Source organism: Pseudomonas sp. UC 17F4 (assembly GCF_900101695.1).
Classification (GTDB): domain Bacteria; phylum Pseudomonadota; class Gammaproteobacteria; order Pseudomonadales; family Pseudomonadaceae; genus Aquipseudomonas.
This window is the reverse complement of record NZ_FNKV01000002.1, coordinates 184,390-207,647: the sequence shown is the minus strand read 5'-3', so window position 1 is coordinate 207,647 and position 23,258 is coordinate 184,390. Positions and strand designations below refer to the sequence as shown.

The following is a 23,258-nucleotide window of genomic DNA, read 5'->3' as shown; positions in this document are numbered from 1 at the left end:
AAGTGCCCAGGCTCCCGTTTTTTCAAACCCAATGAATTGCCCTACAGCTAACTAAAGCAACAGCCCATTTCCATATAAGAATAAGAGGACAGTGTGCACAGTTGCTTACACTCGCTTACTGACTTTCGTGAAACAGCGGGTTACTGTCTTGGGGCTGACTGTTACCTGAGTTGTAACAGTGAATGTCAGAAATACCTATTTTTCCGATTCTGACAGGCGCCTATTCTGGTTACACCAAGACGGTGCAGACGCCAAATCAAAGCGTCAGCCCATTCCATCAACCGGCGTGCACACCCCGCCTGATGGCGTCTTCTCCAGGTTCACCGACGTTGATTTTGAAGCTCCTTGATCTGCGTCTTACTTGGCCGCTGCACTGCAGCGGCCTTTTTTATGCCTGCAACTCAGTCGTCGTCGGCGTCATCAAAGTGGAATCGGTGCAACAATCGGTGAGCGATGGGCGCCAGGATCAGGCCGATGCTGGCGACGAACACCAGGCCGACATACAGGCCGTAACCTGCAAAAAACAGCTTGCCGCCAATAGACTCGGGAAGGATCACCGGCCCTACCCCGCCCAGCAGCAAGGTGGCGTTGAACACGGCATCGTGCCAGGGCACTTGCGGCTCGAAGTACAGATGGCCAACCACGCCAAACAGGATCGAGCCGATCAGCAACAGGCAGGCCGCGATCCCGTGCCACATCAGGCGATAGCCGAACTGTCGGGTAGAGATGACAGCGTCCGTTCTGGATTCGTACATCCTCTGTGCTCCTGCAACCAAGGTGGCCGTCCAGCATAGGCAACTTCAGCCGGCGACCACAACCTTGGGCAAGGTTCAGCCCTGTGGATACTTCTGCAGGTTGGCCATCATCTGTTGCAGGGCTTCGAGGCTGTCCTTGGGATGTACGGCGTTGTCAAAGCTGCCGATCTGCTGCCAGTTGGCAGCGATGTCTTCAGGCGAAAAGCCCTCGCGCGGGTCGAAGCCAACACCCAGGCTACGCTCCCAGCGCACCTTGCCGACCCAGCCGCCGCCAACTTCATACAAGCCGCCGCTGTCCTGGCAGGCGTCACTGCCCAGGTACACCACCAGCGGGCTGACCAGCTCGGGCTTGAGTTGTTCGAACACCTGTGGCGGAATCAGCCCTTCGGTCATGCGCGTGCCACCCGTGGGGGCGATGGCGTTGACCAGGACGCCATGCTTGCGCCCTTCGATGGCCAGGGTGCGGGTCAGGCCATACAGGCCGAGCTTGGCCGCGCCATAGTTGGCCTGGCCGAAGTTGCCATAGATGCCCGAGGTCGAGGCGGTGAAGATCACCCGCCCCCAGTTCTGCTCGCGCAAGTGCGGCCAGGCGGCGCGGGTGACTTTGTAGGCCCCTTCGAGGTGTACCTGGTAGACCTGCTCCCAATCGCTGTCGTCCATTTTGTGGAAGGTCTTGTCGCGCAGGATACCGGCATTGTTGATGACGATATCGACGCGGCCGAAGCTGTCCAGGGCCTGTTCGACAATGCGCTGGCCATCGGTGACCGAGTCATGGTTGGCCACGGCCATGCCGCCCGCTTCACAAATCTGCGCCACCACCCGGTCGGCAGCCGAGGCGCTGGCGCCTTCGCCGTGGGTCGAGCCGCCCAGATCGTTGACCACCACTCGCGCGCCATGGCGGGCAAACAGCAGGGCATGGGCGCGACCCAGGCCACCGCCAGCGCCGGTGACAATCACCACTTTATCGTCCAAGCGAATCGTCATGCTCAGTTCTCCAGCAGAACAAGGGAGGGATGCCCGAGTGTCGACCAGCCGCGGCTGGCACACAATCAAGCGGGCAGGCGCTGAATGGCAGGCGATAAGGCCAGGCGATGATTGCGCACGCCGGGTCGCTCAGGACCAGGCGACTTTCTGCGGCACACTCACCAAGGGTTGTTCACGAAACGCCAGGTAATGGCGCAGCACCTGTACCGGTGCTTCGGTATGGGGGTAATGACCGATGCCCTGGAGCATCACCGTATCGGCATTGGGCACCAGCTCCTGATAACGCTCGAGCATATGCGCTCCGGACACCGGATCGACCGCGCCGTTGATCAGCCGCAGCGGCACCCCTTCGGCCTGCATCGCGCCAACCCAGCGCTCGCGGTGGGCGACCCGCTCGGGCAGGTAGGCAATGAGCTTGTGCAGGATGCGCGTGCCACGGTTGGAAGCAATCAGGCTCCAGTAATCGTCCAGCGCACTCTCGCTGGGATGGGTGCAGGGGCCGTAGATCTGGGTAACGTGGCGCACCAGGTCATCACGCCCGAACGAGCGCCCGACCAGCCAGCCCAGGCGGCTGAGCAGCAGTTTCTGGATCATCAGCGGCCGATGACGCTCGGGGAACAGACCGCCATTGAGGAACACGCAACTGGCGATCTGCACCCGGCCCTCATGGTGGCGGGCGAGCAACTCCTGAGCGACGCTGCCGCCATAGTCATGGCCGAGCACATGCACCGGCTGCTCGACCTGCAGGTGCGCCAGCAGCGCCTGTTGCAGGTCGGCCTGTTCCAGCAGGCTGTAGTCATGATGCAGCGGTTTGGCCGAATCGCCAAAGCCGAGCATGTCACAGGCAATCACCCGGAAACGCTGGGCCAACGGCGCCCACAGGTAGTGCCAGTCCCAACTGGCGGTGGGAAAGCCATGAATGAGCAGTAGCGGTTCGCCCTGCCCTGCGCTCCAGTAACGAATGGTCTGGCCACGGAACGAGAAATTCAGGCCCCGGGTCCGCCAGACGCACAATGGAATCTCGGCCAAAGGCATCACAGTGGTCCCGGTAAGTTACAGGTAGTCGTGTTGGGCAAGGCATCGGCTGCGATCATTGCAATCACCTCGGCACATACGTGTGCTCTATTGATCGTCAGTCTAGTCAGGCAGGCCCTGGCCGAGAGTTGCGTTGGCAGCCAGCTTATTGACCTTGGGAGTCAGGGCGCAAAATAGCGAGGTGAATCACAGCAGCAAGGTCAGCAACGGCGCGGCAAACAGATTGAGCAGGCCGGTGAGAACCATCACCAGGCCGGCCACCGAACCCTCTTCACCGCCCACTTCATGTGCGCGGCTGACGCCCGCTCCATGGGCGCCGACGCCGAACAGCGCGCCACGGGCCAACGGCGTGCGCAGCGGCAGGTACTTGAGCAGCACGCCACCAAACATCGCCCCGAGCACTCCGGTGAACATCACGAACACCGCGGTCAGCTCCGGCACGCCGCCCAGGTCTTTGGCCAGCGGCATGGCAAAGGGCGTGGTGATCGAGCGCGGCACCAGCGACAGGCTCACCGAGCTGTCCAGTGCCAACAGCTGCGCCAGGCCCCAGGAACTGCCAATCGAGGCCGCACTGCCGACCAGCATGCCGAGGGTCAGGGCCGGCCAGTGGCGGGCGAGCAAGGCGCGCTGTTGCCAGATCGGTACGGCAAAGGCCACCGTGACCGGGCCCAGCACCGACATCAGCCAGTGAGTGTTGCGCGCGTACTCGGCATAGGCGGTGTGCAGCGGCACGGCGATCGCCAGCAGCACGGCCGGCACCAGGATCAACGGTGACAGCAGGTAACGCCCGGTGCGCCGGTACAACCAACGGCTGCCAAGATAGGCCAGCAGGGTCAGGGCCAGCCAGAACAGCGGCATCGGCTCAAGCGTCATGGCGCAACCTCCAGCGGCAGATCCACTCCACCGTCACCGCCGTCACCACCATCACCAACAGGGTACTCACGCCGATCACCAGCAGAATCCGCCAGCCCTCATCGCGCAGCAGGCTGCCGTAATCGAGCAGGCTCATCAGCGCCGGAATAAAGAACAGCAGCATCTCGGCCATCAACAACCCGGCACCGAGCTGCAACATGGCCGGCTTGAGCACACCCAAAGCAAACAGCAGCAGCAACAGCGCAAGGCCCATGACCCCGCCGGGAATCGGCCAGGCCAACCAGGCGGCTAGCAGGCCACCGACCTTATAAAGAGCAAGCAACACCGCAAGCTCGGCGAGCAGGCGGACAAATCGGTTTAACGCAGGGGGTTTCATCGCGGGGGTCCTCTCAGGCCTGTATTTTAAAAGCCTGCTCCCCACGCCAAAAGCGAATTGTTAGACTGCTAGCTATTCCAGATTGGAATTCAGGCTATGGAATTCAAACAGCTACGCAGTTTTCTTGAAGTGGTGCACCGTGGCGGCTTTACCCAGGCCGGGCAAACCCTGCACATCAGCCAGTCGGCGGTGAGCAAGCAGGTTGCGCAACTGGAGCAGGACCTGGGCGTGCCGCTGCTGGAGCGCCAGGGCTCGCAGTTGCACCTGACCGCTGCCGGCAAGATCGTGCTTGAACGCGGCGAGGCCATGCTGCGCCTGCGCCAGGAACTGCTCAGCGAGCTCGATGACCTGAGCCAGCTGGCCCGCGGCGAACTGCGCCTGGGCTTGCCACTGCTGGGCAGTGATGCGCTGTTCGCACGGTTGTTCGCCGAATACCGGCGGCGCTACCCGAACATCAGCATTCAACTGTTCGAAGGCGGCAGTCGCAGCGTCGAGCAGGCCGTACTGAGCGGGGAACTGGAACTGGGCGGCAGCCTCACCCCCAGCGACCCGGCCTTTGCCTTCCAGCCATTTTGCAACGAGCCCCTCGATGCGCTGCTGCCCACCGAGCACCCTTTAGCCGCTGCCGGCCAGGTCAGCCTGGCGCAACTGGCCGACACGCCGTTCCTGCTTTATCAGCGCAGCTTCGTGCTCAATGACCGATTGCTCGGCGCTTGCCAGCAGTTGGGCTTCACCCCCAGGGAGGGTGGCCGTAGCGGCCAGGCCGACTTTCTCGCCGCGCTGGTGGCGGCCGGCCAGGGGGTGGTGCTGTTGCCCAGTGTGGTGGCCCGCGGCCTGGAACGACCGGGGGTAGTGCGCCTGGCACTGAGCGCGCCGACCGACCTGCGCTGGGACATCGCCTTCATCTGGCGCCAGGGCGCCTACCTGTCGCGCGCCGCCCAGGCCTGGCTGCAGCTGCTGCGCGAGCAGCCACAGTCGTAATGATCAGCCGCGCAGCTTGTTGGCCAGCTCGGCAAGCCACGGCTCGGCGTCGGTTTCCGGGGTAACGGTTTCGCTGGCATCCAGGCGCAGCATCGGCTGAACCTCTACCAGGCCCATCTCGGCGAACAGCTCGCGCAGTTGCTCGCCGCCACCGCAGAAGGTATCGCCATAGCTGGAATCGCCCAGGCCGATCACCGCGCCCTTGAAGCCGCGCCACTCGGCCGGCAGCGCATCGCGAATGGTACTGAACAGCGGCATGAGGTTGTCCGGCAGCTCGCCCATGCCGGTGGTCGAGGTCACGGCCAAAAATGCCTGCGGGGCAAAGCCCTGGATGTCCTGCAGGGTAGCCCGGTGGGCGTGCCAGGCCTCGAAACCCGCTTGTTTGAGCAACTTCTCGGCATGCCGAGCGACTTCTTCGGCGGTGCCATAGACCGAACCGGAAAGGATCACGACTTTCATAGAGGTTTCCGAAACTGAGTAAAAACGTAGGATACTAGCATCAGGCACTGGCAAAAGGCCTTAATCTGCCGCTGTACAGCGACGGCCAATCCACTAGAATCAGCCAGCATGCCCGATCTACAGCCCTTGCGGACCTAACAAGATGATCAATGCCACACTGCTGCAGCGCATGATTGACGCCTCTAACGACGGGATCGTGGTGGCCGAACAGGAAGGCGACGACGACACCATCCTGATCTACGTCAACCCGGCCTTCGAGCGCCTGACCGGCTATGACGCCAACGACATCCTCTATCGCGACTGCCGCTTCCTGCAGAACGACGATCGCGACCAGGGCGCCCGGGTATTGATCCGCCAGGCGATCAAGGATGGCCTGCCAAGCCGGGAAATCCTGCGCAACTACCGCAAGGACGGCAGCGCGTTCTGGAATGAACTGTCCATTACCCCGGTGCTCAATGAGGCTGACAAGCGCAAGTATTTCATCGGCATCCAGAAGGATGTCAGCCGCCAGGTCGAAGCCGAACAGCGGGTAGTCGAGCTTGAGCGCCAACTGGCCGACGCCCGCGCGCGCATCGCGGCGCTGGAAGCCGACCAACGGTCTTAACAAACACGCCGTTTGGTTGTCCATGACGGTGAAGAAACGCATTCACGATTGTCACTTCGAGTTCGACCATGCAAGCAGATGCCCTTCTGACCCAGGATGAGCTGGACTTCATCCGCTCCATGCAGCACGCGGCCCAGCCCATCCCGGCTGAACCGGCGTCGCGCCTGATGGTCAATGGCGGCAGCGCAATCAAAAACCTGCTGACCCGACTGATCGCCGACGAGCAGGTAACCCTGCAGGCCCAGTTCAATAACCAGCAGATGACCTTTCCGCTGCAGTTGGTTGAAGACGAGTTCCATGCCCTGCACCTGCAACTGGGTGCACCGAACATCTATGAAGAAGGCGCCGTGGTTCGCCCCTGGCGCCTGACCCTGGAGCAACCGGTGGCACTGGAAGACGAGCTGGGCCTGAGTACCGGCTTGTGGGTGCGGGAAATCTCGTTCAAGGGTGTGTTGCTGGAAGTGCGCGAGCTGCCCGAACCACCAAAACACTTCGACCTCTGGTTCAGCCCCGACGGCGATGCCCCGATTGCCTTGCACGGCACCCTGCAGCGGCGCACCGGCGAACGCCTGGCCGCCTATAACCTGGGCCAGAGCTTGCCGGCTGAAATCGAGCGGCTACGCGAATACATTCTCCAGGCACACCGCCGCGCCCATCCGGAGCTGCACCCTCAAGAATCCAGGTGACCGGCCAGGTACTGCTGCAGCCGCCGGCGCATCAAGCGTCCTTCGCTGCCCAAACACGCGACTTGCGAGCCGATCAGGCTGTCCTGAGCCAGGTCCGCCGCCTCTCCCGCCAGCAACAACGGACACTCCAGTGCCAGCGCCAGGCGCGCCAGGCGCTTGGGTAAATCACTGGCCGGCGGATGATTGGAAAACAGCACCAGAGCATGCGGGGTCATGCGCTCGCAGACCAGGCCAAGCTCTTCCAGCGGCTGACCGAGGCCGAGCACGCTGATGGCGATTTCGCTGGTGCCGAGCAACAGCGCCGCCACTAGCAACTCAAGTTCCCGGCACTGGCCGGGGATCGCCGCCAGCAGCACGCGCACTTCCTGCTGCTCACGCGCCAGCTGCAAACGTTGCAACACCCGCCCGCGCAGGAAGCTGTCGAGAAACAGCCATTCACTGGCCTGGCCGAAAGCTTCGTGGGTACTGCGCAGCTCCTGCCAGACCGGCATAAGGATGTCCTGGAACACCACCAGCTGTGGATAACTGCTGAACACCTGGCCGTACACCCGCTCCAGGCGGCGCTCGTCGAATGCCCTCACGGCCTGGCGCAGCTGGGTTTGCCATTGGTTGAAATCGGCCTGGGATTCGTCGCTACGCGGTGACTGGCTTTCGCTCTTCAGATTCTGGCTTTTGGCCAAAATGCGCCCGACCTTGCTGACGGCAACCCCGCGCTCGATCCAGCCGAGGATGCTACGTACCTCGTCGATGTCCGCTTGCGAGTACAAACGGTGCCCACTTTCGGTGCGCGTGGGCTGAATCAGCCCATAACGGCGCTCCCAGGCACGCAGGGTGACCGGATTGATACCGGTCAGGCGGGATACTTCGCGGATCGGGAACAGTTCTTCGTGGTCAAACTCACGGGAATTCAATGAAGGCTGGTCTGGTTCGATCATTGCCGGGAAACCGCGGGTTTATGGGCCAATTGTCATTCTACTCCGCCAATCACCAGCACCACCATTGGCATTTCTAACAGGTGGGCGAGTACCAGCACTGACGAGTCAGCTTATTTAAGGAATAATCCGCGCCCGATTCTTGCATCGATTCTTGCACAGAAGCGAATACCGCCCAGCACCCCGGGCGGCGTTCAAGGGGCAGGCCTACCCGCCACGCCCAGTTGCCAGGAGATATACCATGTCTACCCCACCCGTAACCCTGATGGTTACCCGCCGCGTCGCCGATGGTCGCTACCAGGACCTGATGGCCTGGCTGCACGAAGGCGAACAGCTGGCCACCGACTTTCCCGGCTACCTGGGCTCGGGCGTGCTCGCGCCGCCGCCGCAAGGCGACGAATTCCAGATTATCTTCCGCTTTGCCAACGAGCAGACCATGCATGCCTGGGAGCATTCGGCCTCGCGCAAGGCCTGGCTGGCCCGTGGCAATGGCCTGTTCGCCGAGCCATCGGAACAGCGGGTCAGCGGCCTGGAAGGCTGGTTCGGCAATAACCCGGTGCAGCGCCCGCCGCGCTGGAAGCAGGCGGTGGCGATCTGGCTGGCGTTCTTTCCGGTGTCACTGCTGTTCAACCTGATCTTCGGCCACTGGCTGGGCGCGCTGGAGCTGGTGCCGCGCATCCTTCTCAGTACCCTGGGGCTGACGCCGTTGATGGTGTATTTCTTTATTCCATTGTCGACCCGCCTGCTGGCCAACTGGCTGAACGCCAGCCCCGCCCGCCCGGGGCCGCAGGGCGCGCGCAATCCCGCTTAGTTCGGGTATGCTGGGGGTTATCCAAGCGAACCAGTAAAAGTTGACCGCCCCCACCATGAACAGCCCAATTCTTGTCACCGGAGCCAGCCAGCGAGTCGGGCTGGCGCTGGCCCTGAACCTGGCGCAGGCCGGCCATACCGTGGTCAGCGCCAGCCGCAGCAAAAGCCCCGAGGCCGCGCACCCGAACATCATCCAGTTCCAGGCCGACCTGTGCCAGGAAGCCGACCGCCTGGCCCTGATCGAGCACCTGCAAAGCAATTACGACGGCTTGCGGGCGATCGTGCACAACGCCTCGTTGTGGCTCGACGATGACCTGGCCAACCTCAACACCATGTTCAAGCTGCACGTCGAGGCGCCCTACCACCTGAACCTGGCCCTCGGCGCGCAACTGGCCAAAGTCGACAAAGCCGACATCATCCATATCTGCGACGAGACCTCCTCGCGCGGCAGCGGCAGCCATATCGGCTATGCCGCCACCAAGGCCGCGCTGCAGAACATGGTGCTGTCGTTCGCTGCCAAGTACGCGCCGAGCATTCGCGTCAACGCGATCCTCCCGGGCTTGCTGATCCTCAAGGAAAACAGCGACGAGGCCTACCGCCAGCAGACCCTGAGAAAGGCCCTGCTGGAATTCGAGCCCGGCGCCCAGCCGCTGATCGATGCCGTGCGTTTTCTGCTCGACAGCCAGTACAGCACCGGCAGCAACCTGGTCATCAACGGTGGCCGCCACCTGAAAAACCGCATCGCGGTAGACTGAACTACCGCTGTCACGAGAACGTCCATGAACGATCAACAGAAACTCGAACTTGAAGCCGCCGCCTTCCGCCGCCTGGTTGCCCATCTGGACAGCCGCAAGGACGTGCAGAACATCGACCTGATGAACCTCGCCGGCTTCTGCCGCAACTGCCTGTCCAAATGGTACAAGGCCGCCGCCGACGAAAAGCAGATCGAGCTGAGCATGGATGAGGCCCGCGAAGTGGTCTACGGCATGCCTTACGCCGAATGGAAATCCCTTTACCAGCAAGAAGCCAGCGCCGAACAACAAGCGGCGTTCGCCAAAGGAAAACCCAATGACTGACCTGAGTACCCTGCGCGCCAGCCTGAAATCCGGCGAACATGCCTTCGCCGACACCCTGGCCTTCATCGCCGCCAACTACAGCTACCAGCCACAAGCCTTCAACAACGGCGGCGTCGACAACGCAGCCGGGCAAAACGAAGGTTCGTGCAAGACCCTGGGCCTGGCCCTGCTTGAGGGCCTGAGCGATGACGAAGCCCTGCTGGCGTTCGGCGAGCACTACCGCTCGGTGCTGGCCACCCCGCAAGGCAGCGACCACAGCAACATTCGCGCGTTGATCGAGCATGGCCTGGCGGGCGTCAAGTTCGCCGCCCAGCCGCTCAAGCGCCTGGGCTGATCAAGCGCCCTGGCGTGCCTTCGGCCAGTTGCCCGTGCTGCAACCAGTGCAGGGCAATTGGCCACAGCCGGTCCTGGAAGCGGCTGTGGAAAAAGGCGAAATGACCGATCCGGCTTTCATCGATATCCCCCGGGGCGATGCGCAGATGGCTGCGCTCACTGTCCTCGAAGTACGCCAGTAAGCGCTCGATCGCCGCCACCGTGCCAAACGGGTCGTCACTCAGGCTGATGGCCAGGGTTTGCGCCCTGACCCGGGCGAAGGGCAATTCACCCAGCGCCCGGCCACTGGGGCGCTGCTCATACGCCGCCGTGCGCGTACTCCAGTCGCGAACCACCCCGGCCGGGGTGTCTTCCAGCCAGCCCAGGCGCTTGCCGGGAAAGTAACCGAACACGCGGGTCAGCAACGGCATCAGCACGTGCCATTTGCCGAACAGTTGCCAGCGGCTGTCGGCGGCATAGTCGCGCCAGTAGGCAAACTGCGCGCCCACTGTGACCAGCCGGCGCAATTGCCCCGCCGAAGGCGCCAGCCCCGCCGCGCAACCGCCAAAACTGTGGCCGACCACATCGATGGGCTGGCCGCGGAACTCGCGCTGGGCACGTTGCAGGATGGCTTCGAAATCCAGCACGCCCCAGTCGCTCCAGGACGCCTGGAAATGGCGCATGGACGCCGGACGCGACTCACCGATGCCACGATAGTCATAGGTGATGACATCCAGGCCATGGCCGAACAGGTACTGGGCAAAACGGGCATAGTAGCTGCAGCGCACCGACGTGGCGGCATTGATGATCACCAGCGGGCGCGTGGCGTCCGGCACCTGCTGGCGCCAACAGAAACCGCCGAGGGCATAGCCATCGGCGGTGATCTCACGAAAGGCCTCGCCGCAGTTGCTGGCAACGGGCAAAGCCGGGAATGCTTCGAGACTGCTCATCGACCTCTGTCATGCCGAAGCCGCTACCCGCGGTGCAGGGACCTTGCGCAAACCGCTCAGTCGCGAGCCATCGTAGCGGGTTTCACGGAACAGGCGCCAGCGTCCGAACAGGCCATACACGTGCATCACCCGCCCCTGCTCGTGATAGCCCATGCGCAGATGCAGCTTGAGCGCCGGAATGTTGTGGGTTTCGCAGACGTCCACCACCTTGTGGCAGCCCTTTTCCCGCATGGCTTCCCACAAATTGACCTGGGCATCCACCGACAGCCGGGTGCCAAAGAAGGCACGGGTCATCTCGCCGCCGAACTCAAAGAACTCGCCGGGCTTCACCGGGAAGGTGCAGCCGTAGTAATGACGGTCGTGATAGTCGCGCATGCTGGCAAAAATAAACGCCACGGCGTCGCCCTGCTCGTCCAGGTACATGTGCCCGGTGTGACCTTCGGCGGCCAGTTCGCGCATGGTCTGCACGCGGTCGCCAAAATAGCGGGCGAAGGCATCGGCGTTGTCCGTGGTGATTTGCACCAGGCGCACCGCAGGATGCTCACGCAGATTGTGCGGCGGTACCGGGCTGATCAGGTCGCGCTCCATCCACAGCAACTCCCAATGGAAGAAGATGTAGCGCTCACACAGGGTTTTGAGGACCTTTTGCAGACCCTTTTGCCTGATCCGCTCTTTTAGTTTTTGCAGTCCACTCATGGTGCCTCCTGTCGAAACCTTGACGGTTTAAAGGGCATTTGAATGAGTGGTATAGATCAGTGCCGAGGAGGGGGTAGCAAAAGGCCACTGACATACTTGTTTCAAATTGTGTTTCGAGTTTGAAACTGTTGCCGCACCCGAGGAAAAACAGGTGCGACAACAAAGAGTTAGCAACGCCTAATTACAGCTCGACGCAGTCGAACCGTACGTCGGTCGCCACATCGGCGTCATAGTCAACATCCTGACGCTCGAAACCGAACAGGTTGAGGAACTGCTTCTTGTAACCGGCGTAGTCGGTCATTTCGAACAGGTTCTCGGTGGTCACCTGCGGCCACAGGGCCTTGCAGGCATCCTGTACGTCGTCACGCAGTTCCCAGTCGTCCAGGCGCAGGCGGCCTTTCTCGTCCAGCTGCGGCGCAGCACCGTCCGCACGGTACATACGGTCACGGAACATGCGATCCAGTTGATCCTGGGTCCCTTCGTGAACGCCCTTTTCCTGCATGATCTTGAAGACCATCGACAGGTACAGCGGCATTACCGGAATGGCCGAGCTGGCCTGGGTAACCACCGACTTGAGCACCGCCACGTTGGCGCTGCCACCGACCTTTTTGCTCAGGCGCAGGGCAGTTTCGTCCAGGTCCTGCTTGGCCTTGCCCAGGGCACCGTGCCAGTAGATCGGCCAGGTGATCTCGGTGCCGATGTAGCTGAAGGCCACGGTGCGCGCTTGCGGCGCCAGAACACCGGTGGCGTTCAGGGCGTCGATCCACAGCTCCCAGTCCTGGCCGCCCATGACGGTGACGGTGTCGGCAATTTCCTGTTCGGTAGCCGGCTCGATGGACGCCTCAATGATGGTGTCCTTGTTGGTGTCGATGGCGGTCGACTTGTACGGCTGGCCGATTGGCTTGAGCGCCGAGCGAACCAGCTCGCCGGCGCGCTCACCGGCCGAGGCAGGCAGTTTGCGCACTGGCGAGGCCAGCGAGTAGATCACCAGGTCGACCTGGCCGCCCATTTCGTTCTTGATCAGCTCGATGACCTTGGCCCGCGCTTCGTCAGAGAAGGCATCGCCATTGATCGACTTGCTGTACAGGCCTTCGGCCTTGGCGAACTTGTCGAAGGCGGCAGCGTTGTACCAGCCCGCGGTGCCGGCCTTGGTTTCAGTGCCCGGTTTTTCGAAGAACACGCCCAGGGTGTCGGCCTTGAAACCGAACGCTGCGGTGATGCGCGCTGCCAGGCCGTAGCCGCTGGATGCACCGATCACCAGTACTTTTTTCGGACCATCCTCGCGCACGCCCAGCTTGCGGGTGGCTTCGATCTGATCACGTACGTTCAGCTCGCAACCGGTCGGGTGCGTAGTGGTGCAGATAAAACCGCGGACTTTGGGATGGATGATGGCCAATGTCTGTACCTCGTCAGTGAATTTGCTGAGGGAGCCGAATCGCGTGGACTCGAGGTTCCGTTTGCTGTGAGGGTGAGACTACACCCGCAGCGTTGCCGACACATCCGGCTCCCTGGAATCCTGCAGGGCGCTACTTTGTCACAGCGCGGAAAACTTCAGCAACCGCTGATCTCAGACCCGGAACGCACCGATCAGACGCTTGAGTTCCAGCACCTGGGTCGACAGCTGGCGGCTGGCGTCCTCGGTCTGGTGCGCGCCCTGGGTGGTGTTTTCCGCCGCCCGGTTGATCTCGACGATGTTCTGGTCGATGTCATGGGCCACCGCCGTCTGCTGCTCCACTGCGGCGGCGATCTGCTGGTTCTGGTCGACGATACTGCCGATGGCGCCAAGGATGTTCTCCAGCGCCTGCTGCACCTGTTGCGACTCGCCGACGGTGCCCGAGGCCATCTGATGGCTGCTGTCCATGGCCTTGACGGCAGCCCCTACCCCGCCTTGCAGGCGCGAGATCATCTGCTCGATCTCCTCGGTGGAGTGCTGGGTGCGCTTGGCCAGGGTCCGCACTTCATCGGCGACCACGGCAAAGCCACGACCCTGCTCACCCGCCCGGGCCGCTTCGATAGCAGCGTTGAGGGCCAGCAGGTTGGTCTGCTCGGCGATGCTCTTGATCACCTCCAGCACCCGGCTGATAGCCTTGCTGTCGCTGGCCAGCTGGTTGATCACCGCCACCGACTGGTCGATTTCGCCGGCCAGGCGGGCGATATTGCCCTGCTGAGTTTGCACCAGGCCGCGGCCGCTGACAGTTTCGCGGTTGACGCCGTGGGCGCTGCTGACTGCCGCCGCGGCGCTGCGCGCTACCTCCTGGGCGGTGGCCGACATCTGGTTCATGGCCGTGGCCACCTGTTCGATCTGCCCACGCTGGCCGCTGACCGCCTGGTTGCTGCGCGCCGACACCGCGTGCACCTGCTCGGCCTGGCGCTCGACCTCGGCGACGGTGTGGCCGACCTGTTCGATCAGGTCATGAATGCGCCGCACGGTGCCGTTGAATACCTGGCCCAACTCGCCCAGTTCATCGCGGCTGCTGGCCTGGAAGTTCACCGTCATGTCACCGGCAGCGACCTTGTCCATCACCGCGCCGAGGCTTTTGAGGGTGTTGCGGGTCGAGGCGTAGAAGCCGCTGTAGAGGTAGACAATCAGCAGGAACACCGCGGCCAGCGCGCAGACCTGCAGGATCATGTGCGAGCGGTGTTCCGCCAGGCGTTGCTCGAGCTGGTGGCCGAGGAACTCGCCGACGGCGCTGTTGAGCGTGTAGGTCTGCTCGATCAAACCGCTGAACTGCTTGTAGAACCCCGGCCAGGGCGCGTCGAGGGTGTCGGCGACCACGACCTGCTCCTCGATCAGTTCACTGGCCTGCTTGAGCGACGCCTGGCTGCTGCTGGCCAGGCTGCCCAGCCGCGCTTGCGCGCCGGGCTCGGTAGCCAGCGCTTCATCCAGGCGGATGGCGTAGTCGGCGCCGAGTTTTTCCAGTTTCTGCAGCAGGTCATCGAAGCGTGCGCTGGACGCCGAATTGACAAAGCCCTGGCCCAGCGAATACGAGCCGATCGCCCGTCCCTCGCCGAGGGTCTGGGTCACCTGCGCAGTGACCGTGGTCATCAGTTCACTGAGCTGGCGAATCGCCGAGTCACTGTCCTGGCTGAGCCCGGACTGGCTGGCAACCACTTTGCTGAGCACCTGGGCCTGGCCCAGCAGCTTGTCGAAAAACGCCACCTTGCTGGACAGCGAAGACTCGCCCTGGGCCGCCTTGAGGGTCTCGAGCATCTCGCTGCGCTTGTCATCAAAAGCCTTGACCTGTGCTTCATCGCCGCTCATTGCCGCCAAGGCGGACAGGCGCCGCTGCACCTGTTGCTCGACGCCGGCTATCTGCGTCTCGAGATCCGCGGCCTTGCCCGATTGGCCGAGCACGGCATTGATCTGCACCAGGTTGCCGAGGGCTTCCACCTCGCCGCGCAGGGCCAGGCTGCTGGCCAGCAACTCCAGGCTCTGCAGCTCGGTGCGGGTGGCGTGGAACTGCGCATAGGAATCGCGGACCAGGTAATAGTTGGTCACCAGCATGGGCAGGAAAAACAGAATACTGATCAGGCTGAACTTCATCCCGAAGCTCAGTCGGTTCATCAACGCGATGGCCGGATACAACAGGCTGTTCACAGGTGGCGCCCTCCGATTCTTATTGTTCTGCGCACAGTGGCACAAGGCCACTGAGTGTATTCAGCAGCACCTGTATAGCGCATATCGGATCGGGGGTTTGTAACTTAAGGTTAACCGGCTGCGGAGCGACCAACGGCCGCTCCGTCACGACTCTTAGCCAAGCACGGTCCACAGGGCGAAACAGGCGTACCAGAGCACTGCCGAGCGCAGCAGCAACTCCCAGAGGTTATCCAGCCCGAGCAGACCATCGGGGCCTGCCGACGTGCTGGCCGGCAAATCACCGGCTACACGGCCAACTGTGCTGATCAAGCCGGCGGCACTGATGTGCCAGTTGAGCAGTTCATGCAGCATCACCCGGCTGACCGCGACGAAGTTGCCAACCAGGGCAAAACTCACGCCCAGCACGCGCACCGGCGCCCAGTCAAAGGCGTGGCGCAGTTGCAAGGCATGCTCGCGCAACGCAGGGGTGCGCCCATGTTCGGCGGTCAGCGCCAATAGCCGATAGGCCAGGGCAGCCGCCGGGCCGAGCAGGAAGTACCAGAAAATCACCGCGAAAAAGCTCTGGTAGGCCTGCCACAACAGGTTGCCCTGCACCCGCTCCAGCAGTGCCTGGGCATCGTCGGCGGTCAGGCCCAGGTCGCGCTCGGCGACATGCACTGCCGCTTGCTCGTCACCACGGCGCCAGGCATCGCGAAACGGTCCTTGCGCGGCCTTGATGTCGCCACGACCGAGGCTGTAGATCAGCACCAGCAGGTGCACCGGCAAGGCCAGCAAACCGTAGGCCACCGGCTCCAGCACGTGCAGCAGCAAGGCCAGCAGGCCCACCGGCAGCAACACCAGGATGCCCAACACCCACCAGGGGTGGCGTCTGCCGTCACGCTCCAGGCGCGCAAGCTCGGTGACGAAAAAACCGTCGCGTTGCAGGCGCTGGCGCAGGGCCGAGAACTTCTCGAACCACAGCACCAGCAACAGCACCAGAAAACTCATGGGTGTTCCTCCTTGTCCTTGAGGCCGGCGCGGTAGCGCGGCCAGTCAAATGCATCACCAGGGTCGGTCTTGCGTCCCGGGGCAATGTCGCTGTGGCCCTGAATCCGTTCAGTGCCAATGGCTGGCCAGGCAGCCTGGATCTGCCGGGTCAATGTTTGTAGCGCCTGATACTGGGCATCGGTGAAAGGCAATTCATCAGTGCCTTCAAGCTCGATACCGATGGAAAAGTCGTTGCATGCCTCACGCCCGTCGAAACAGGACACTCCGGCATGCCAGGCGCGGTCCAGACAAGAGACAAACTGAGTGACCTTGCCGTCACGTTCGATGAGAAAGTGCGCCGACACGCGCAGGTGCTGGATACCTTCGAAATACGGGTGTTCGCTGGCATCCAGGCGGTTCTGGAAAAATTCCTGGACCTTGCCGGTACCGAACTGCGCTGGCGGCAAGCTGATGTTGTGGATAACCAGCAGGGAGATGACTTCGCCCTCGGCGCGGGCATTGCAGTTGGGCGAGGGACAGTGGCAAACGCCGGCGAACCAGCCAGTAGCGCGGTCCAGTTGCATAGAAAATCCTGAGACACGGGGGCACTGGCTCAGTATGCCCCGTGGTGACGCGGGATGCATCGTTAAAACGCGCAGGAAACTAGCGTGCCTGCGCCTGGCGTAACTGGCTGAGCACAGAGTCCAGGGCCCGGTCGAACAGCAGGGTGTCGTCCAGCTGGCGCACATGCCCGCGGCGCAAGGCCACGGCCAGGGCCATGCGCGACCATTCGCGGACCTTGAGGCCGGTACGGTTGACGAAGATGAAACGGTCGGTGCTGTCGATCTGGGCAATCAGCTTGCAGCGCTGCACCTCGTCTTCATCGAGCAGCTCGACCCAGGCACCGATGCGCAGGCGCTCGACCTGCAGCAATGCCGGGTCGTCATCGGCCAGGCGTACCTGGGCTGCTTGCGGCTCGCCGGCCTCAGGCGCGCGCAGGACGATTTCATCAAGCACCAGCACCCGCTCGCTGACGTCGTTGGGCACCACCCGCCCACCGACCACCGGCGTATCGAACATCTGCACATGGAGAATTTCAAGCTGGGCAAAGAATTCGCTGGTGGCAAACGGATCGAACGCGGCGCTGGCCAGGCCATCGCGCAAGGCCTTGAGCAGGCCCGGCACCAGCTCCAGCAGGCGCAGGCGCGCTACGTCTTCAGTGTGCGGTTGCACGCTCCAGATCAGCTCATCCATGGTCTCCAGGGCTTCGAGCCACTGGCTGGAGGTGTCGCCATGCTTGAGGCAGGCCAGCAACAGCACCTGGCTCCAGGCCTCTTCAAGCAAGCGCACCACCACCCGCGGCAGCGAGCGGCCAAGCAGGCGTCGGTTGAGCTCCTGCTGCACCCGCTGACGGGCCAGGGCGGTACGTGCGCGGCCTTCTTCAGCGTCGCGGGTGCGTTGTTCGAGCAGCTCATTGCGACGTCGCTCATCACTGCTGAAGGCGAGAAATTCGGCGAGCAGTTCGGAAAATATCGCTGGGTCGTCGACAAAGTCGTTGAGCAGGCGCTGGACGATTTTTTCTACCCGCAGGTACAGGCTGTCGCGCTGGCAATCATCGCTGGCGCCCCAGCCCATGGCCGCCGTGGCGATTTCGTTGAGCAGGCGCCGGGCCGGATGGCTGCTGCGGCTGAAAAAACTCTTGTCGAGGACCGCGACCTTGAGCATCGGGATTTGCATGCGGCCGATCAGGGCGCGCAGTGAACGCGGCAGGTTGCGATCGGCGAGGATGAACTCGAAGAGCATGGCGATCAGGTTGATGACATCTTCGTCGACCACCTCGATCTTGCGGTAGGTGCCGCTCTTTACGCTGACCCGGGTCAGCAACTGTTCAAGCTGCTGGTGCAGGTCGAAGTCATCGGTCTGCGCTGTCGGCGGCACGTAATGCTGCAGGTGCGAAAGCAGGCGCAACAGGTCACGGGTGCTGATCGCCTGGACCTGCTCACAGGCCTCCAGGCGCGGGGCAACTCGCCCGCGCACCGGCGACAGCAGCGCCTGCAACGAGGCAAATACCGCCTGGCCGTTGGCATCCAGCGGATCACTGGGCGATTGCTGGTCGGTTGTGCTGGCCGCAGCCTCGCGCTCAGCCGGCGGGCGGTCCTGGGCGCGGCGTCGCGGCACGGCCTTGAGTTCGGGCAACACGCCGGTGGCAATCAGCAACTGGTTGGCCTCGCCGTACAACTGGTCGGCATCGTGCAGCACATAGCGCTCAAACAATTTGAGGATGATCAGCTTGACCTTGATGCCCACGCCCAGGCTGCGCCCGGCGCGCAAAAAATAATCGCACAGCATCGCCGGGCCCAGCGGGTTGCGCGGATCGTCCAGGGCCTGGCCGACCAGGGCGCTGAAGCGCAAGGTCAACTGGTTGAGGGCGATACCGTCGCGGGCCAGCACCCGCGCGACCATGGCATCCAGGGCCACGGTACGTTCCAGCTCGTCATTGGCCACCAGCGCCAGGCGGTCGTAGCCATGGCTGTGCAGGGCCGGCAGGGCCTCGGGCTGGCCGATCTGCACGAACGCTTCATAGAAATGGTCGAGGTAACCGCGCTCGATGTTCTTGCGCTTGAGGCGCAGGTCGCGCATGGCTTCGAAAAGGATGTTCTGTTCAACGTTGCTCGCGGCCTTGTCGGCCATCTCGAACAGGGTGTCGTCGGCGTTGTCGAACAACGCCTGCAGGCCCTGGCGCAGTTGCAGCGCGGCCTTGTCACGTACCTGCAGAAGCACCACCGGCAGACGAGCGAGGGGCGCTGTGTGCGCCTGATCGGTGATGGCCTTGATCGGCACCACCTTCCCGTCGTTGTGCATCCTGGTCTCCTTGCAGGTTCGATTTTGAGCTTTTTAGCGGTCGTCAAAGCTATGACGCCAAATACAAGGCGCATTATCGAGTAAAAACCTCCTGCTCGCCAGTGCGCACATGCCGCTGCTGATAGACCGGTGCCCGGACAAAAAGCTCAGTTGGCCTGACCAAAGGTCAAGCTTTGGCCGCCACTACAGTGTTTGCTGCAAGCGCGGGCTGCCCTGCCCTATAATCGCCAGCACTTAGCTTGTGGAGCCCGCCATGCCGAATTTACGCCTCGCCGACCTGACCGCCGAAATCGAAGCCAACGTGCGCCGTGCGTTGCTTGAAGACATCGGCAGTGGCGACATCACCGCCCAGTTGATCCCGGCCGAGCGCCTGGCCAAGGCCACCATCATTACCCGCGATGACTGCGTGATTGCCGGCACGGCCTGGGTCGACGCGGTGTTCCGCCAACTCGACCCACGGGTTGCGGTGCACTGGCAGGTCGCTGATGGCGAGCGCGCCAGCGCCAACCAGGTACTGTTCCACCTTGAAGGCCCGGCCCGATCCTTGCTCAGTGGCGAGCGCTCGGCGCTTAACTTCCTGCAGATGCTCTCAGGCGTCGCCAGCCACGCGCAGTTCCTCGCCGACAAGGTCGCCGACACCCAGGTCAAACTGCTCGACACCCGCAAGACCCTGCCCGGCCTGCGCCTGGCGCAAAAGTACGCGGTCACCTGCGGCGGCTGCCATAACCACCGCATCGGCCTCTACGACGCCTTCCTGATCAAGGAAAACCACATCGCCGCCAGCGGTGGCATCGCCCAGGCGATCAGCGCCGCGCACCGCATTGCCCCGGGCAAGCCGGTAGAAATCGAGGTCGAAAGCCTGGATGAGCTCAAAGAAGCGCTGGAAGCGGGCGCCGACATCATCATGCTCGATGAACTGAGCCTGGACGACATGCGCGAAGCGGTGCGCCTGAATGCCGGCAAGGCCAAGCTGGAAGCCAGCGGCGGGGTGACGGAAAGCACCTTGCGGGTGATCGCTGAAACGGGTGTCGACTACATCTCCATCGGAGCGATGACCAAGGATGTGAAGGCGGTGGACCTGTCCATGCGCCTGAGCCTCTGAGGCAGAATGCAGAGACAAAAAAACCGGCCATCAGGCCGGTTTTTTTGTTCACCATCAAACCTGTCAGAGCGCTGCGTTCTGCAGCCCATCCAGGTAACGCTCGACATCCAGCGCGGCCATGCAGCCGGCACCGGCCGAGGTGATGGCCTGGCGGTACACGTGGTCAGCCACGTCACCGGCAGCGAACACACCTTCAACGTTGGTCGCGGTGGCGTTGCCGTCACGGCCACCGTTGACTACCAGGTAGCCGTCTTTCAAGGTCAATTGGCCTTCGAACAGCGAGGTGTTCGGGGTGTGACCGATGGCGATGAACACGCCGTCGACCTTGATTTCGTCGAAGCTGCCGTCGTTGTTCTTCAGGCGCGCACCGGTGACGCCCATGTCGTCGCCCAGCACTTCGTCCAGGGTGGCATTGAGTTTCAGCTCGATCTTGCCTTCGGCCACGCGGGCGTTGAGCTTGTCGATGAGGATCTTCTCGGCACGGAAGGTCTCGCGGCGGTGAACCAGGGTGACCTTGCTGGCGATGTTGGCCAGGTACAGGGCTTCCTCGACAGCAGTGTTGCCACCACCGACCACGGCGACCGGCTTGTTGCGGTAGAAGAAACCGTCGCAGGTCGCGCAGGCGGAAACGCCTTTGCCCATGAACGCTTCTTCCGATGGCAGGCCCAGGTAGCGAGCGCTGGCGCCGGTGGCGATGATCAGTGCGTCGCAGGTGTAGGTGGCGCTGTCGCCCTTGAGGGTGTACGGCTTGCTGGCCAGGTCAACGGCGTTGATGTGGTCGAACACCACTTCGGTTTCGAAACGCTCGGCGTGTTCCTGCATGCGTTGCATCAGCGCCGGGCCGGTCAGGCCGTGGGCGTCGCCCGGCCAGTTGTCGACTTCGGTGGTGGTGGTCAGCTGGCCGCCAGCTTGCATGCCGGTGATCAGCAGCGGCTTGAGGTTGGCGCGCGCGGCATAGACGGCGGCGCTGTAACCGGCAGGGCCGGAACCGAGGATGATCACTCGCGAATGGCGTACTTCAGACATGTCACACTCCTGTCGAGCTGGCACTTGCTGGCCAGCATCGTTTTGCCGGGATTGCCGGCTGGAATAAAAAAGAACCTGCGAAGCACTTGGGGAAGGCTTTGGGTCGCAGGTCCTGAAAAGCGTTAAGCCACAGCCTTACAGGCTGGCGGCGTTCTCGGCCAGGTAGTCGGCAACGCCCTTGGCGTCGGCCTTCATGCCTTTCTGGCCCTTGCGCCAACCGGCCGGGCAGACCTCGCCGTGCTGTTCGGTGAACTGCAGGGCTTCGACCAGGCGGATCATCTCGTCGACTTCACGGCCCAGCGGCAGGTTGTTGACCACCTGGTGCTGGACAACGCCTTGCTGGTCGATCAGGAACGAGGCACGCAGGGCCACGCCGTCATCGTGCTCGATACCGTAGGCACGGGTGATCTCGTGCTTGACGTCGGCGACCATGGTGAACTCGACCGCGCCGATACCGCCCTTCTCCACCGGCGTGCTGCGCCAGGCGTGGTGGGTGAACTGCGAGTCGATGGAAACACCGACCACTTCCACACCCAGCTCGCGGAACTTGTCCATGCGGTTGTTGTGAGCAATGATTTCCGACGGGCAGACAAAGGTGAAGTCCAGCGGCCAGAAGAACAGCACGACGTACTTGCCGCGCAGGGAAGAAAGCTTGAAGCTGTCGACGATCGAACCGTCGCCCAACACTGCCGCCGCGTCGAAATCAGGGGCTTGCTTGTTGACCAGAATGCTCATGGAAACTCCTTGAAAGTCAGAATTCGAAGGCGTTGAAAAGATGTGCGCACTTTAGCGAGGTGGCAGAGATTAAGGAAATATCCTTAGACAATCCACCTTATAGGCCGGCTCTATTCATCAGCAAAGGCGCGCGCGGTTTATCTATGAGCCCTGGCCGCAGATGCTGCCGAGGTTTTGTTACAGCCCGTTTCTCGCTCTGCGCCGCGCTTTCGCCCGTCGCGCAAACTCGGTAAGGTCAGCGCGTTTGCCTTTACCCGGAGCCTTCCCTTATATGCAAGCCCCTGTCCTCTCTGGCCCACAGTACCTGCGTGAAGGGCTGAAACTGGTCCTGAGCCCGAGCCTGCGCCTGTTCGTGTTGCTGCCGCTGGCAGTCAACCTGCTGCTGTTCGTCGGCCTGATCTACCTGGCCGGCCACCAGTTCAGCCTCTGGGTCGACTCGCTGATGCCCAGCCTGCCGAGCTGGCTGAGTTTTCTCAACTACGTGCTGTGGCCGCTGTTCGTGGTGTTGGTGGGGCTGATGGTGTTCTTCACCTTCACCATGCTGGCCAACATCATTGCCGCGCCGTTCAATGGTTTCCTGGCGGAAAAGGTCGAAGTGGTGGTGCGCGGCACCGATGACTTTCCGGCCTTCAGTTGGGCCGAACTCACCGCCATGGTGCCCCGTACCCTGGGCCGCGAAGCGCGCAAGCTGGGCTACTTCCTGCCACGGGCGATCGGCCTGTTCATCCTCTCGCTGATCCCGGTGGTGAACATCATCGCCGCGCCGCTGTGGCTGCTGTTCGGGATCTGGATGATGGCCATCCAGTACATCGACTACCCGGCCGACAACCACAAGATGAGCTGGCAGGACATGCTCGCCTGGCTGCGCGAAAAGCGCTGGCAGAGCCTGGGTTTTGGTGGCTCGGTGTACCTGGTGCTGCTGGTGCCGTTCCTCAACATCCTGATGATGCCGGCAGCAGTGGCTGGCGCCACGCTGTTCTGGGTCCGCGAGCGTACCTGAAGCAGCGCCGCGTAGCCGCCCGGCTACGCGGCACTACCATCAGCTCGACAGCTGGTTGGAAAACTGCCCTACCGCGTTGACCACCTTCTGTGCACCGTCCTGAATCTCGACGATCACCGTGCCGGTCTGCCCGGCCAGTGACAGGCCCTGCTCGGCCTGGCGCTTGCTGCTGTCGATGATGTCCACCGCTGCCTTGGCCAGTTGTTCGTTCTGCTGCACCACCCGGGCGATTTCCTCGGTGGCGGTGCTGGTGCGCGAGGCCAGTTGCCGGACCTCGTCGGCGACCACGGCAAAGCCGCGGCCCTGCTCACCGGCACGTGCGGCCTCGATGGCGGCGTTGAGGGCCAGCAGGTTGGTCTGCCCGGCAATGTCGCTGATGGTCTTGATGATCGAGCCGATCACCTGCGACTGCTTGTCCAGCGCCTCGATGCCTTCGGCAG

Annotated in this window: 25 protein-coding genes and 2 pseudogenes; 9 read left to right on the top strand and 18 right to left on the bottom strand. The window is 62.7% G+C overall.

Annotated elements, in window-relative coordinates:
* Positions 1 to 401 precede the first annotated feature (401 nt).
* From BLR26_RS26250 to BLR26_RS26230, 5 genes are all read right to left on the bottom strand, one after another.
* Entirely contained in the window at positions 402 to 755 is a 354-nt protein-coding gene (locus BLR26_RS26250; RefSeq protein WP_045196112.1) for a hypothetical protein, read from the bottom strand.
* A gap of 75 nt (positions 756 to 830) precedes the next feature.
* The gene (locus tag BLR26_RS26245) at positions 831 to 1,739 is read right to left on the bottom strand and encodes an SDR family oxidoreductase (RefSeq protein ID WP_371128689.1); all 909 of its coding nucleotides are present in this window, start codon (positions 1,737 to 1,739) and stop codon (positions 831 to 833) included.
* A gap of 129 nt (positions 1,740 to 1,868) precedes the next feature.
* Entirely contained in the window at positions 1,869 to 2,774 is a 906-nt protein-coding gene (locus tag BLR26_RS26240) for an alpha/beta fold hydrolase (protein WP_093388012.1), read from the bottom strand.
* Between the two features lie 186 nt (positions 2,775 to 2,960).
* The gene (locus BLR26_RS26235; RefSeq protein ID WP_093388009.1) at positions 2,961 to 3,647 is read right to left on the bottom strand and encodes an LrgB family protein; all 687 of its coding nucleotides are present in this window, start codon (positions 3,645 to 3,647) and stop codon (positions 2,961 to 2,963) included.
* Complete coding sequence (locus tag BLR26_RS26230; RefSeq protein WP_093388007.1) at positions 3,637 to 4,023, bottom strand: CidA/LrgA family protein; 387 nt, start codon at positions 4,021 to 4,023, stop codon at positions 3,637 to 3,639. Before BLR26_RS26230 ends, BLR26_RS26235 begins: the two co-directional genes overlap by 11 nt.
* A gap of 96 nt (positions 4,024 to 4,119) precedes the next feature.
* On the opposite strand from BLR26_RS26230, the gene BLR26_RS26225 reads away from it, so the two are divergent.
* Positions 4,120 to 5,004: a LysR family transcriptional regulator gene (locus tag BLR26_RS26225; protein WP_093388004.1), complete on the top strand. Its 885-nt coding sequence runs from the start codon at positions 4,120 to 4,122 to the stop codon at positions 5,002 to 5,004.
* Between the two features lie 3 nt (positions 5,005 to 5,007).
* On the opposite strand, the gene BLR26_RS26220 is transcribed toward BLR26_RS26225, so the two are convergent.
* Positions 5,008 to 5,463, bottom strand: coding sequence for a flavodoxin (locus tag BLR26_RS26220; RefSeq protein ID WP_093388001.1), 456 nt, complete (start codon positions 5,461 to 5,463; stop codon positions 5,008 to 5,010).
* A 142-nt stretch (positions 5,464 to 5,605) separates the two neighbouring features.
* Between BLR26_RS26220 and BLR26_RS26215 the strand changes: the two genes are divergently transcribed.
* Entirely contained in the window at positions 5,606 to 6,067 is a 462-nt protein-coding gene (locus tag BLR26_RS26215; protein ID WP_045196101.1) for a PAS domain-containing protein, read from the top strand.
* A 68-nt stretch (positions 6,068 to 6,135) separates the two neighbouring features.
* On the top strand, positions 6,136 to 6,753 hold the full coding sequence (locus BLR26_RS26210) for a hypothetical protein (RefSeq protein WP_093387998.1): 618 nt from the start codon (positions 6,136 to 6,138) through the stop codon (positions 6,751 to 6,753).
* On the opposite strand, the gene BLR26_RS26205 is transcribed toward BLR26_RS26210, so the two are convergent.
* Complete coding sequence (locus BLR26_RS26205) at positions 6,738 to 7,688, bottom strand: MerR family transcriptional regulator (RefSeq protein WP_176794344.1); 951 nt, start codon at positions 7,686 to 7,688, stop codon at positions 6,738 to 6,740. The genes BLR26_RS26210 and BLR26_RS26205 overlap by 16 nt on opposite strands.
* Positions 7,689 to 7,926: 238 nt before the next feature.
* Between BLR26_RS26205 and BLR26_RS26200 the strand changes: the two genes are divergently transcribed.
* Genes BLR26_RS26200 through BLR26_RS26185 form a run of 4 tightly spaced genes read left to right on the top strand, consistent with a single transcriptional unit; the run spans position 7,927 to position 9,905 of the window.
* Positions 7,927 to 8,496 (top strand): antibiotic biosynthesis monooxygenase, encoded by a 570-nt coding sequence (locus BLR26_RS26200; protein WP_045196096.1) that lies wholly within the window; start codon positions 7,927 to 7,929, stop codon positions 8,494 to 8,496.
* A 55-nt stretch (positions 8,497 to 8,551) separates the two neighbouring features.
* Positions 8,552 to 9,250, top strand: coding sequence for a dihydromonapterin reductase (folM, locus tag BLR26_RS26195; RefSeq protein WP_093387995.1), 699 nt, complete (start codon positions 8,552 to 8,554; stop codon positions 9,248 to 9,250).
* 24 nt (positions 9,251 to 9,274) lie between these two features.
* Entirely contained in the window at positions 9,275 to 9,571 is a 297-nt protein-coding gene (locus BLR26_RS26190; RefSeq protein WP_045196092.1) for a DUF1244 domain-containing protein, read from the top strand.
* Positions 9,564 to 9,905: a HopJ type III effector protein gene (locus BLR26_RS26185; protein WP_045196090.1), complete on the top strand. Its 342-nt coding sequence runs from the start codon at positions 9,564 to 9,566 to the stop codon at positions 9,903 to 9,905. The genes BLR26_RS26190 and BLR26_RS26185 overlap by 8 nt, the downstream gene beginning before the upstream one ends.
* Here BLR26_RS26185 and BLR26_RS26180 read toward each other — a convergent pair.
* The 8 genes and pseudogenes from BLR26_RS26180 to BLR26_RS26150 form a co-directional block, all read right to left on the bottom strand.
* The gene (locus BLR26_RS26180) at positions 9,889 to 10,833 is read right to left on the bottom strand and encodes an alpha/beta hydrolase family protein (RefSeq protein ID WP_093387992.1); all 945 of its coding nucleotides are present in this window, start codon (positions 10,831 to 10,833) and stop codon (positions 9,889 to 9,891) included. The genes BLR26_RS26185 and BLR26_RS26180 overlap by 17 nt on opposite strands.
* 9 nt (positions 10,834 to 10,842) lie before the next feature.
* A complete protein-coding gene (locus BLR26_RS26175) occupies positions 10,843 to 11,529 on the bottom strand; it encodes a GNAT family N-acetyltransferase (RefSeq protein ID WP_045196087.1) in 687 nt (228 codons plus the stop codon).
* 181 nt (positions 11,530 to 11,710) lie between these two features.
* Positions 11,711 to 12,925, bottom strand: a complete 1,215-nt coding sequence (gene fabV, locus BLR26_RS26170; RefSeq protein WP_093387989.1) for an enoyl-ACP reductase FabV — start codon at positions 12,923 to 12,925, stop codon at positions 11,711 to 11,713.
* Positions 12,926 to 13,096: 171 nt separating this feature from the next.
* Positions 13,097 to 13,801, bottom strand: coding sequence for a methyl-accepting chemotaxis protein (locus BLR26_RS27860; protein WP_371128694.1), 705 nt, complete (start codon positions 13,799 to 13,801; stop codon positions 13,097 to 13,099).
* 150 nt (positions 13,802 to 13,951) lie between these two features.
* Positions 13,952 to 14,158, bottom strand: a pseudogene (locus tag BLR26_RS27855) (HAMP domain-containing protein); the annotation flags it as partial.
* A gap of 1,122 nt (positions 14,159 to 15,280) precedes the next feature.
* On the bottom strand, positions 15,281 to 16,114 hold the full coding sequence (ampE, locus tag BLR26_RS26160; RefSeq protein ID WP_045196081.1) for a regulatory signaling modulator protein AmpE: 834 nt from the start codon (positions 16,112 to 16,114) through the stop codon (positions 15,281 to 15,283).
* Positions 16,111 to 16,677, bottom strand: a complete 567-nt coding sequence (gene ampD / locus BLR26_RS26155) for a 1,6-anhydro-N-acetylmuramyl-L-alanine amidase AmpD (RefSeq protein ID WP_093387983.1) — start codon at positions 16,675 to 16,677, stop codon at positions 16,111 to 16,113. Before ampD ends, ampE begins: the two co-directional genes overlap by 4 nt.
* 79 nt (positions 16,678 to 16,756) lie before the next feature.
* Entirely contained in the window at positions 16,757 to 18,955 is a 2,199-nt protein-coding gene (locus BLR26_RS26150; protein ID WP_093387980.1) for a DUF1631 domain-containing protein, read from the bottom strand.
* A gap of 253 nt (positions 18,956 to 19,208) precedes the next feature.
* Here BLR26_RS26150 and nadC point away from each other — a divergent pair, with 253 nt between their 5' ends.
* Complete coding sequence (gene nadC, locus BLR26_RS26145) at positions 19,209 to 20,057, top strand: carboxylating nicotinate-nucleotide diphosphorylase (RefSeq protein ID WP_045196075.1); 849 nt, start codon at positions 19,209 to 19,211, stop codon at positions 20,055 to 20,057.
* A 63-nt stretch (positions 20,058 to 20,120) separates the two neighbouring features.
* On the opposite strand, the gene trxB is transcribed toward nadC, so the two are convergent.
* Together trxB and BLR26_RS26135 are read right to left on the bottom strand one after the other, a co-directional pair.
* Complete coding sequence (gene trxB, locus BLR26_RS26140) at positions 20,121 to 21,083, bottom strand: thioredoxin-disulfide reductase (RefSeq protein ID WP_045196073.1); 963 nt, start codon at positions 21,081 to 21,083, stop codon at positions 20,121 to 20,123.
* Positions 21,084 to 21,218: 135 nt separating this feature from the next.
* Complete coding sequence (locus BLR26_RS26135) at positions 21,219 to 21,818, bottom strand: peroxiredoxin (protein WP_038993853.1); 600 nt, start codon at positions 21,816 to 21,818, stop codon at positions 21,219 to 21,221.
* Positions 21,819 to 22,089: 271 nt separating this feature from the next.
* On the opposite strand from BLR26_RS26135, the gene cysZ reads away from it, so the two are divergent.
* Positions 22,090 to 22,818, top strand: coding sequence for a sulfate transporter CysZ (gene cysZ / locus BLR26_RS26130; RefSeq protein WP_045196071.1), 729 nt, complete (start codon positions 22,090 to 22,092; stop codon positions 22,816 to 22,818).
* Positions 22,819 to 22,857: 39 nt separating this feature from the next.
* Here the strand turns inward: cysZ and BLR26_RS27850 are convergent.
* Positions 22,858 to 23,217, bottom strand: a pseudogene (locus BLR26_RS27850) (methyl-accepting chemotaxis protein); the annotation flags it as partial.
* Positions 23,218 to 23,258: the final 41 nt, after the last annotated feature.